Origin of the sequence: Phenylobacterium sp. (genome assembly GCF_044372605.1) — a bacterium.
Taxonomy (GTDB): domain Bacteria; phylum Pseudomonadota; class Alphaproteobacteria; order Caulobacterales; family Caulobacteraceae; genus Phenylobacterium.
This window is the reverse complement of the sequence record NZ_JBILRO010000115.1, coordinates 1-10,331: the sequence shown is the minus strand read 5'-3', so window position 1 is coordinate 10,331 and position 10,331 is coordinate 1. Positions and strand designations below refer to the sequence as shown.

The 10,331-nt window shown below is 65.5% G+C and carries 10 protein-coding genes; 6 read left to right on the top strand and 4 right to left on the bottom strand.

Annotated elements, in window-relative coordinates; genetic code table 11:
• The 3 genes from ACIQ42_RS10680 to ACIQ42_RS10670 form a co-directional block, all read left to right on the top strand.
• A partial coding sequence (locus ACIQ42_RS10680; protein ID WP_397422178.1) for a YdbH domain-containing protein occupies positions 1 to 679 on the top strand: 679 nt, incomplete at its 5' end.
• A gap of 53 nt (positions 680 to 732) precedes the next feature.
• On the top strand, positions 733 to 912 hold the full coding sequence (locus tag ACIQ42_RS10675; RefSeq protein ID WP_397422177.1) for a YnbE family lipoprotein: 180 nt from the start codon (positions 733 to 735) through the stop codon (positions 910 to 912).
• Positions 913 to 918: 6 nt separating this feature from the next.
• Positions 919 to 1,284, top strand: a complete 366-nt coding sequence (locus tag ACIQ42_RS10670; protein WP_397422176.1) for a YdbL family protein — start codon at positions 919 to 921, stop codon at positions 1,282 to 1,284.
• A gap of 47 nt (positions 1,285 to 1,331) precedes the next feature.
• On the opposite strand, the gene ACIQ42_RS10665 is transcribed toward ACIQ42_RS10670, so the two are convergent.
• Positions 1,332 to 1,970, bottom strand: coding sequence for an SOUL family heme-binding protein (locus ACIQ42_RS10665; RefSeq protein ID WP_397422175.1), 639 nt, complete (start codon positions 1,968 to 1,970; stop codon positions 1,332 to 1,334).
• An 85-nt stretch (positions 1,971 to 2,055) separates the two neighbouring features.
• Here ACIQ42_RS10665 and ACIQ42_RS10660 point away from each other — a divergent pair, with 85 nt between their 5' ends.
• Complete coding sequence (locus ACIQ42_RS10660; protein WP_397422174.1) at positions 2,056 to 2,289, top strand: hypothetical protein; 234 nt, start codon at positions 2,056 to 2,058, stop codon at positions 2,287 to 2,289.
• 3 nt (positions 2,290 to 2,292) lie between these two features.
• Here ACIQ42_RS10660 and ACIQ42_RS10655 read toward each other — a convergent pair whose 3' ends face one another.
• Together ACIQ42_RS10655 and ACIQ42_RS10650 are read right to left on the bottom strand one after the other, a co-directional pair.
• A complete protein-coding gene (locus ACIQ42_RS10655; RefSeq protein WP_397422173.1) occupies positions 2,293 to 4,443 on the bottom strand; it encodes a malate synthase G in 2,151 nt (716 codons plus the stop codon).
• A 74-nt stretch (positions 4,444 to 4,517) separates the two neighbouring features.
• Positions 4,518 to 6,110: an isocitrate lyase gene (locus ACIQ42_RS10650; RefSeq protein ID WP_397422172.1), complete on the bottom strand. Its 1,593-nt coding sequence runs from the start codon at positions 6,108 to 6,110 to the stop codon at positions 4,518 to 4,520.
• Between the two features lie 135 nt (positions 6,111 to 6,245).
• Here ACIQ42_RS10650 and ACIQ42_RS10645 point away from each other — a divergent pair, with 135 nt between their 5' ends.
• Both ACIQ42_RS10645 and ACIQ42_RS10640 read left to right on the top strand, forming a co-directional pair.
• The gene (locus tag ACIQ42_RS10645) at positions 6,246 to 7,694 is read left to right on the top strand and encodes a short-chain fatty acyl-CoA regulator family protein (protein ID WP_397422171.1); all 1,449 of its coding nucleotides are present in this window, start codon (positions 6,246 to 6,248) and stop codon (positions 7,692 to 7,694) included.
• A gap of 82 nt (positions 7,695 to 7,776) precedes the next feature.
• Positions 7,777 to 9,009 (top strand): TetR/AcrR family transcriptional regulator, encoded by a 1,233-nt coding sequence (locus ACIQ42_RS10640; protein ID WP_397422170.1) that lies wholly within the window; start codon positions 7,777 to 7,779, stop codon positions 9,007 to 9,009.
• Here ACIQ42_RS10640 and ACIQ42_RS10635 read toward each other — a convergent pair.
• The coding region (locus ACIQ42_RS10635; protein WP_397422169.1) for an MFS transporter at positions 8,999 to 10,331 on the bottom strand (1,333 nt) is incomplete at its 5' end. The genes ACIQ42_RS10640 and ACIQ42_RS10635 overlap by 11 nt on opposite strands.

Genomic DNA, 10,331 nt, shown 5'->3' with positions numbered 1-10,331 from the left:
CGCCCGTTTTGGCCTGGCCGACAACCTGCTGAAGATCGCCGGCGGCGAGGCCACTGTGGGCGGCGGCAAGATCCGGGTTGAAAGCCTCGAATATCCCCTGACGCCGGACGCTCCGACAAAGGGCGTCCTGATCTTCGAGGGGGTGCAGCTTCATGACCTCGCCGAGGCCTCGCCGTTTGGCGACAAGATGGAGCTGGACGCCAGGGTCAGCGGACGCCTGGCGTTCGAGACCCGCGATGGCCGGCTGCGCATCACCGGCGGGGAACTGAAGGCCGACCAGCCCGGCCGCATATCGATCGACCGCACGGCGTTGATTGGCGTCCAGGCCGACGGCGCGGTGCCGGCCGTTGCGACAGCCAACGACACCTTCACCGACTTCGCCTACCAGGCGATGGAGAACCTGGCCTTCGACAAGCTGGACGCCACCCTGGCCAGTCGCCAGGACGGGCGGCTGGGCGTCCTGTTCCACATTGTTGGGCGCCACGATCCGCCGCAGAAGCAGCGGATCCGGCTGAGCATCATGGACATCATCCAGAAGCGCTTCATCGGCCGAAAGTTGCCGCTTCCGTCCGGAACCGGCGTAAACCTCACGCTCGACACGTCCCTGAACCTGGACGACCTGCTGGCCGATTATGCCGAGTATCGGAACCTTCACGGTTCAGGTCCCGTTCAGCCCTAGACCGTCACACTGGAGACCATGATGAGAGTTTCGCCCACCAAGGAGACCGCCACATGAGTTCAAAGCTCATAGCGCTCGCCGGCCTGATCCTCGTCGGCCTGACGGCGTGCACGCCTACCGTCCGGGTGGAGGTCGCCCCGATCACGATTTACGCCAAGCTGGACGCCAACGTCCGGCTGCAGCTGGACGAGGACGTCAAGGCCTTGATCAGCAAGAACCCCAACCTCTTTTAAGGAGACATGACCATGCAGGGACGTGACTTCTTCAACGTCGGCGCCGCTGTTATGGCCGCGCTGGCCCTGACCCCCGCCGCCGCTATCGCTATGGACGCCAAGTCTGTCGTGGACGCCGCCAAGACGGCCGGCATTGTGGGCGAGCAGGCTGACGGTTTTCTGGGCTTTGTGAAGGCCTCTTCGGACCCCGCGCTGAAAGGCGCGGTTCAGGAGATCAATGAAGGCCGCGCCGCACTCTACCGCCAGGCGGCCGCAAAGAACGGCGTGTCCGTCGAGGTGGCCGGCGCGTCAGCCTACTCCACGGTGGTCCAGGCCCGGATCAAACCTGGTGAGCACTACAAGCCCAATGGCGGCGGCTGGATGGTGAAATAGGCGCGTCCCCGGCAGGCCTCGCGGTCGGTCGGGGATCCTTCTCCCACTCAGCGCGTGGCGATGGGCACGGCGACCTCGTTGCGCCGCATCGGCGGCAGGGTCCAGGGCGGGTCATAGAACCAGGTGACCGGCGCGCCTGCCACGGTCCATCCCAGGGCCGCGACCTTCGCTTGCAGGTCTTCCGTCTTGCTCGCGACCGTGCCGCGACCTGCGTTGCCCGAGAACCGCAGCACGGCGAACCGCTGCGCAGGCAGTTCGGTGATCCGGACGAGGGCGCTGTTGGGCTTGGGCAAGGTCGCCAGCGTGTACTTGGCCGGCATGAAGAACTGAACCTTCCACTCGCCGCCCTGGCCGGCGGACTGGGCGACCGGCGCTGTCATGGCGATTGTCTCGGCGCGAGCCGGGGACTGAGCGACCGGAGAGGTCATGGCGATGGCGGCGCGGCCCTGGTTGGCCCCGAAAATGTAGCCGGCGATCACGCGGAATCCCTGATTCCGCGCCGAAACCTCGTCGCCTTTCACCGTCGTTTCCGCGACCAGCCTCGGGCTGTACTGCCGCAGTTCAACGCCTCCGGATCGTTCCAGAACGGTGTAGGTCGGCTGCTCGGTGGCCGCTCGGGCCATACCGGATGGGAGCACCGTAGCAAGGGCGCCGACCGTCAGAGCGCCAAGTCTTGTGAAATCCATCATCTCTCCGATTTCGGGATAGACCTCGAGCGCGGCCCGTGAGAGCCAACGCAGCTATGACAACGCCGGTTCCTGCCCAATGTAGATGGCTGCATCACGCCAGTCCAACGGTCGGGCCATGAGCGCCGTCGACACAGCCGCAATGGCGACCGCCCTGGCGTTGATGGGGCAGTATGGCGATGACGCCGAAGTCATCGCCATGTTGAGGGCGGCCGAGTATGCCGCCATGGGCGATGTCGATGGTCTGGCCCAATGGGACCAGATCCTGGCGTGCCTGGCCAGCCTCTCGGACGGCGTCAAGCCCGATCAGCTGAACTGAAGCTCAGCCGCCGACGAACTGGGCTTTCCGCTGGCGCCGCCGCCGCGTCAGGATGTGTTCGGTATAGCCGTTAGGCTGGTCGCGGCCGTCGAACACCAGTTCGAGCGCGGCCTGGAACGCCACGCTGTCCGGGTTGCCGGCCATGGCCTGATAGAGCGGATCGGTGGCGTTCTGGCCGTCGACCACGGCCGCCATCCGGCTCATGGTCTCGCGCACCTGGGCCTCGGAGCAGACGCCGTGGTGAAGCCAGTTGGCGATATGCTGGCTGGAGATCCGCAGGGTGGCGCGGTCTTCCATGAGGCCCACGTCGTGGATGTCCGGCACCTTGGAACAGCCGACCCCCTGGTCGATCCAGCGGACCACATACCCCAGGATGCCCTGGGCATTGTTGTCCAGCTCCTGCTGGACGTCCGCCGGGCTCCAGTTGGACTTCGCCAGCGGCGGCGTCAGCAGTTCGGTCAGGCCCGTCGGTTCGCCCGCTGCCGCCATCGTGGTTTGCAGGGCTGGAACGTCGACTTCATGGTAATGCAGCGCATGCAGCACCGCCGCCGTCGGCGACGGCACCCAGGCAGTGTTCGCGCCCGCCCTGGGGTGGCCGACCTTGGTCGCCAGCATGTCCTTCATCATGTCGGGCATGGCCCACATGCCCTTGCCGATCTGGGCATGGCCGGGGAAACCGGTCGCCAGACCGATCTCGACATTGCGCTTCTCATAGGCCGGCAGCCAGGCCTCGGCCTTGATGGCGTCCTTGCGAACTACCGGACCGGCTTCCATGGCGGTGTGGATCTCATCGCCCGTGCGGTCGAGGAAGCCGGTGTTGATGAACACGATCCGCTCGCGCGCCGCGTGGATGCAGGCCTTGAGGTTGGCGCTGGTGCGGCGCTCCTCGTCCATGATGCCGATCTTGACGGTGTTGCGTGCCAGGCCAAGTGCGTCCTCGACCTGATCGAACAGACCCATGGCCAGGGCCACCTCGTCGGGCCCATGCATCTTGGGCTTCACGACATACACAGAACCCGCCGGGCTGTTGCGGCGCGCGCCCTTCAGATCGTGGAGGGCGGCGGTGACGGTGATCAAGGCGTCGATGGCGGTCTCATAGACTGCCCTGCCGTTCAGGGTGATCATGTCGGTCAGCATGTGGTGGCCCACATTGCGCACCAGCATCAGGCTGCGACCCTTCAGGGTGAGGTCGGCGCCGCCGGCCGTCCGATAGACGCGATCTGGGTCAAGGCGGCGGGTTTCCGTTTGCCCGCCCTTGACGAAGCTGGCCGACAGATCGCCCCGCATCAGGCCCAGCCAGTTGCGGTAGACGCCCACCTTGTCCTCGGCGTCGACGGCGGCGACCGAGTCTTCGCAGTCCTGGATGGCAGTCAGCGCGGCTTCGACCAGCACGTCCGAAACGCCAGCGGCGTCGTCCTTGCCGATGTTGTGGGTACGGTCGATCTGGATCTCGAGGTGCAGGCTGTTGTGCGCCAGCAGAACGCCCTCCGGTGCATCGGCCGCGCCCCGCCAGCCAACAAACTGGGCGAGCGACGCCAGGGTGGCTTCGCGATCGCTGCTGAGACGCACCGACAGGGCGCCATTGTTCACCCGGTACTCGACCGCATCCGCATGCGACCCGTTCGACAGTGGTGCGACCCGGTCCAGCAAACCCCTCGCAAACGCGATCACCTTGGCGCCGCGGACCGGATCATAGCCCTTGCCGCCGGTGGGCGGCTCCAGGGCGTCGGTGCCATAGAGCGCATCATAGAGACTGCCCCAGCGGGCGTTGGCGGCGTTGAGCGCGAAGCGACCGTTCGAAACCGGCACCACCAGCTGCGGGCCTGCCGTGCGGGCGATCTCAGGGTCAACGTTCTCGGTGCCGATTTGAAACGGCGACGGCTCTGGCAACAGATAGCCGATCCCGGTCAGGAACGCGGTCTGTTCTGCGATGGACACCGTCTGGCCGCGCCGCTCACGCCACCAGGTATCGATCTGCGCCTGAAGGTCGTCGCGCCGCGCCAGCAGAGCGGCGTTCTTCGGCGTGAAGTCAGCCAGGATCGCGTCCAGCGCGGCCCAGAAGGCCTCGGGCGCGACCCCAGTCCCCGGGAGTAGATCCTGCTCCACGAAGGCGTGCAAAAGGTCGTCGACGGAGAGGGTGTTGCTGATGTCCATGGATGTACCGGATAGCAGAATGGCCTGAGGCGGAAACCCCAGGCCATTCGAGTTTCAGACGAATTCGCGAAGCCTTACGCGAACTGACCCATCGTGTTGTGGACGCCGCCCGCCTTGAGGGCGGCTTCGCCGGCGAAGTATTCCTTGTGGTCGTCGCCGATGTCGGAGCCGGACATGTTCTGGTGTTTCACGCAGGCGATGCCCTGGCGGATTTCCTGGCGCTGAACGCCCAGGACGTAGCCCAGCATGCCCTGGCTGCCGAAATATTCCTTGGCCAGGTTATCAGTCGACAGTGCCGCCGTGTGGTAGGTCGGCAGCGTGATCAGGTGGTGGAAGATCCCTGCCCGCTTGGCGCTGTCGGCCTGGAAGGTGCGGATCCGCTCGTCGGCCTCGATGGCGAGCGTTGTGGTGTCGTAGTCCACGCTCATCAACTTGTCGCGGTCATAGGCCGAGACGTCCTTGCCGGCGGCCTTGTAGGCGTCAAACACCTGCTGACGGAAGTTCAGCGTCCAGTTGAAGGACGGGCTGTTGTTGTAGGCGAGCTTTGCGTTGGGAACGACTTCGCGGATGCGGTCGACCATGCCCGCGATCTGGGCGATGTGCGGCTTCTCGGTCTCGATCCACAGCAGGTCGGCGCCGTTCTGCAAGCTGGTGATGCTGTCGAGGACGCAGCGATCCTCGCCGGTGCCTTCGCGGAACTGGAACAGATTCGACGGCAGGCGCTTGGGCCGCAGCAGCTTGCCGCCACGATTGATCACCACATCGCCGTTTTTCATGTCGGCCGGGGCGATCTCCTCACAGTCGAGGAAGCTGTTGTACTGGTCACCGATGTCGCCCGGCTCATGGCTGACGGCGATCTGCTTGGTCAGGCCTGCGCCCAGGCTGTCGGTGCGGGTGACGATGACGCCGTTGTCGACGCCCATTTCGAGGAAGGCGTAGCGGCAGGCGCGCACCTTGGCGAGGAAGTCCTCGTGCGGGACCGTGACCTTGCCGTCCTGGTGACCGCACTGCTTTTCATCCGAGACCTGGTTCTCGATCTGCAGGGCGCAGGCGCCCGCCTCGATCATCTTCTTGGCCAGCAGGTAGGTGGCTTCCGCGTTGCCGAAGCCGGCGTCGATATCGGCGATGATCGGAACGACGTGGCTCTCGTAGTTGTCGATCGCGTCGACCAGCTTCTGCTCCTTCGCCTTGTCACCGGCCTCACGGGCGGCGTCCAGGTCGCGGAACATCATGCCGAGCTCACGGGCGTCGGCCTGCTTGAGGAAGGTGTAGATCTCTTCGATCAGCGCCGGCACCGAGGTCTTCTCATGCATAGACTGGTCGGGCAGCGGGCCGAAGTCGGAGCGGAGCGCGGCGACCATCCAGCCGGACAGGTATATGTAGCGCTGCTTGGTCGTGCCGAAGTGCTTCTTGATCGAGATCATCTTCTGCTGGGCGACAAAGCCGTGCCAGCAGCCGAGACTCTGTGTGTAGTTGGCCGGGTCGGCGTCATAGGCGGCCATGTCGGCGCGCATGATGCCGGCGGTATACTTGGCGATCTCGAGGCCGGTCTTGAACCGGTTCTGCAGCCGCATCCGGGCCACGGACTCGGCGTTGATGCCGTCCCAGGTGCCGTTCTTGCTCTTGATGAGCCCGCTCATCTCGATGATGTGGTCTTGATACGCCATGTGCCTCTTCCGCGTTGAGCCGGGGATTTGGAGGCCCCGGAGCATGAAGCGTGCCGTTAAGCGCGACCCGGCCATAAAGGAAGGTGGCATTAGGTTTAGCTGTAAAACTTTACAGATTTTCGCTGTAATGTTGTAATGATCGTACAGTCTTCGATCCGGATCACGACCATGCTGACAGAGCGCCGCCTGTATGTGGGGCCCAGCCTGCGCCGCCTGCGTCGGGACCTGGGATTGACCCAGGCCGACATGGCTGCGGACCTGGAAGTTTCTGCCTCCTATGTGGCGCTGCTGGAGCGCAACCACCGGCCCTTGAGCGCCGAGATGCTGCTGCGGCTGGCGCAGACCTACAAGCTGGACATGTCGACCCTGGCCGGCGCCGGCGCCGCCAACGAGACGGCGCGGCTTCAGGCGGTGCTGAAGGATCCGATGTTCGCCGACATCGACCTGCCCAGCCTGGAAACGGCGGACATGGCGAGCAATTTCCCTGGCGTGACCGAAGCTCTCCTGCGGCTCTATACGACCTATCAGGAGGAACAGCTGGCGCTGGCCGATCGGGGCGCGGAGCGGTTTGAGGCCGGCGACCAGGCAGACGTCACCGATCCCGTCGCCGAGTCCCGACGTTTTCTGGCGGCACGGCGCAACAGCTTTCCCGGTCTCGACGACGCCGCAGAGCGGCTGGCCCAGGCTGTCAGCGGTCACGACAGCCTGAGCGGGTACCTGAAGGCTCGCCATGGTCTGCGCGCGCGCCGCCTGCCCTCGAGCGTGATGGTGGGGTCGGTGCGCAGGCTGGATCGCCACCGCAAGGAGATCCTGCTGGATGATGGCCTCGACGCCGCCAGCCAGTCGTTCCAGCTGGCCCTGCAACTGGCCTACCTCGAACTGCGGGCCGAGATCGATGCGGAACTGGAGGGCGGCAGCTTCGCCTCCGAGAGCGGTGAGCGGCTGACCCGGCGCGCGCTGGCCAGCTATGCAGCCGCCGCGATCCTGATGCCCTATTCCACGTTCGCCCGCGCGGTTGAGGCGCGCCACTATGACGTGGAAGCCCTGGCGCGACAGTTCGGCGCCAGCTTTGAACAGACCGCGCACCGCCTCACCACCCTGCAGAAGCCGGGTCAGGAGCGCGTACCGTTCTTCTTTATCCGGGTGGATCCGGCGGGGAATGTGTCGAAGCGGCTCGATGGGGCAGGGTTTCCGTTCGCCCGGCATGGCGGAGGTTGTCCGCTGTGGTCGGTGCACCAGGCCTTCACGACGCCGCGCCAGATCGTCACCCAGTGGCTGGAGTTGCCCGACGGCCAGCGGTTCTTCTCCATCGCGCGCACCGTGACCGCCGGCGGGGGCGGGTTTGGCGCGCCCCGGGTCGAACGCGCCATCGCGCTGGGATGTGCTGCCGAGCATGCGGGGCGACTGATCTATACCCGCGACCGGCCAGGCCTGGGCGCGGAGGCGGCGACGCCCATCGGCGTGACCTGTCGCCTGTGCCACCGCACCGAATGCACGGCCCGCTCGGCGCCGCCCATCGGCCGTCAGATCCTCTCCGACGATGTCCGCCGGACCGGCGCTCCATTCGGATTTTCTGACACTTAACGTTGCGTCATTGAAATGTTAACGCTTGGCCACCCCTTCGTTCCAAGGCAAAGGGAGATTGCGCAAGGGAAACAAGCGTCAGATGGCTCAGGGTGGCGCCGTGGCGAAGGCCACGGATCGGTTCGAACGCAAGCGCGAGGCCATCCTTGACGCGGCCACGCGGATCCTGAACCGCAAGGGCATCAAAGGCCTGACCCTGGGCGCCACGGCTTCCGCCGTCGAGCTTTCCACCACCAGCGTCACCTACTATTTCCGCCGCAAGGATGATCTGGCCGCTGCCTGTATCTCCCGCGGGATCGAGACCCTGCTAGGCATTGCCGAGGCTGCGGTCACCGCGCCAACGCCGGGCGAGCGGCTCCATGGTTTCTTCACCCGCTATCTGGACGTCCTGAAGGCCACCGCGGCCGGGGAGGCGTCGCCACTGCCGATCATCTCGGAACTGCGAGCCCTGAGTTCGCCCCGCCGGGAAGAGGTGGCCCAGGCCTATGGGCGGCTGTTTCGCAAGGCCCGCCAGATTTTTGACCATCCGGACCTCTGCTGGATGTCGCGAGGCCGACGCACGGCCCGGACCCGGATGTTGCTTGAACAGGTATTCTGGGGCGGCGCATGGCTCAGCCGGTTTGACGCGGAGGACTATCCACGCATCCGCGACCGTATTGTCGATATCTTCCTGAACGGCCTGGCGCCGGAGGGCGCAGCCTGGGCGCCGGCCGCCATCGCGCTGGAGGCCCGCGCCGCACGCATCAGCCCGGAGCCGGGGCGCGAGACCTTCCTGCTGGCGGCCACGCGCCTGATCAACCTGCGTGGATATCGCGGCGCGTCGGTGGACAAGATCTCCGCCGAGCTGAACGTCACCAAGGGCAGTTTCTATCACCATAACGACGCCAAGGATGACCTGGTGGTGGCTTGTTTCGAGCGCACCTTCGAGGTGATGCGCAGCGCCCAGCGGTTGGCTATGGAACAACCGGGCACCCAGTGGGAAAAGCTGTCGGCATGTGCCGCCGCCCTCGCCGAGTTCCAGCTCTCCGATCATGGGCCCTTGCTGCGCACCCACGCACTCACGGCCCTGCCAGAACAGATGCGCGGCGCCATGGTCGAGCAGTCCGAACGTGTCTCTGACCGCTTCGCCTCGATGATCTCGGACGGGATCGCCGAAGGCTCAATCCGGCCGGTGGATCCGTTCATCGCCGCCCAGATGCTGAACGCCACCCTGAACGCCTGCGCGGAGCTGGGCTACCTGGTTCCCGACGTGAGGCCGAAAGCGGCGGCGGCGGTGTTCGTGCGCCCCCTGATGATGGGGATATTCAAACACTGAGCCGTTTCTCGTCCTCCACGCCCTTCAGATGCGCCAGGTTGGCCTCGTGGCGTTTGCGGTCGATATCGTAGAAGAACAGCAGGCCGATGGAGATGCCGTAGAGGCCGACGATCAGCGGGATGTAGGCGATGCCGAGGCCGGTCAGGACCTCCTCGGGCACCCCGCCCCGCTTGGCGTCGTCCGGGAACTGGACGAAGGCCAGGACGGCGGTGGCGACGAATATGCCCGTGCCCGATATCATCTTGCGGAACAGGGCGTTGGCGGACATCAGCAGCCCCTCTGACCGGCGCCCCGTCTTGACCTCGGCGTCCTCCACCACGTCAGCGACAATGGCGGCCAGCAGCACGGCGGTGGCCGAGGCCAGGGTCGCGTTGATGATCTCCTCCCCATAGATCAGCCAGAGGAGTTCCGGCGTGCCGTTTTCCGGCGCCAGACCCAGCAGGCGCAGGGACACCGGCGTGATGTGGACGGCCACGGCGGTGGCGAATACCACGATGGCGCCATGCTTCTTACCCAGCGCCTTGCCGACGATGGGCGCCAGCCCCACGCCGAGAAAGCCGCCCACGACGCTGATGGTGGCGAGCGTCGCCAGCTGGGACTGTTTCAGCTCCCAGAAGTAGAGCCCGAAATAGATCTCGAGGCCATTGCGGGCGCCTACCGCCACCGAAATGAAGATCGCAGAGACGGCGGCGGCAATGAAGGCGCGGTTGTTCAGCGTCTGGCCCACCTCACCGAGCATGGCGCCCAAGGTGATTTTTCGCACGGGCGGGACCGAAAGGTAGGGGATGCGACTGGCTGTGCCGATCGTAGAGGCCAGCACTGTGGCCAGGATGATCAAGGCGCCCGTGATCGAGTAGGCAAGATAGCCGTCGCGTGCCAGTACGCCGCCGGAGCCGTCCGGCTGCTCCTTGAGGAAGACTTGATAGGCCAGCACGGTCATGCCCAATCCGCCGGCCACTGCGAAGAACTGACGCAAGGCCAACAGGTTGGTGCGCTCGTCGTAGTCCCGGGCCAGCTCTGGGGCCAGCGCCTGATGCGGCGTCTCGAAGAAGGTGTCGAAGAACCGCACCGAGAACAGGCAGACCGCCAGATAGATCGCGACGGCGTTGTCGCTCCAGCCCAGCGGCGGGTTCCAGAGCAGGAAGAAGGCCAGGGCGTAGGGCAGGGCGGCGGCCATCATGAAGGGGTGTCGCCGTCCCCAGCGCGATCTCAGATTATCGGAAACCTGGCCGACAAATGGATCGATCACGGCATCGAAGACCAGGGCGACCATCAGGATCAGGCCAACCAGTTTGGGCGGCAGACCGATCACCTGATTGTAG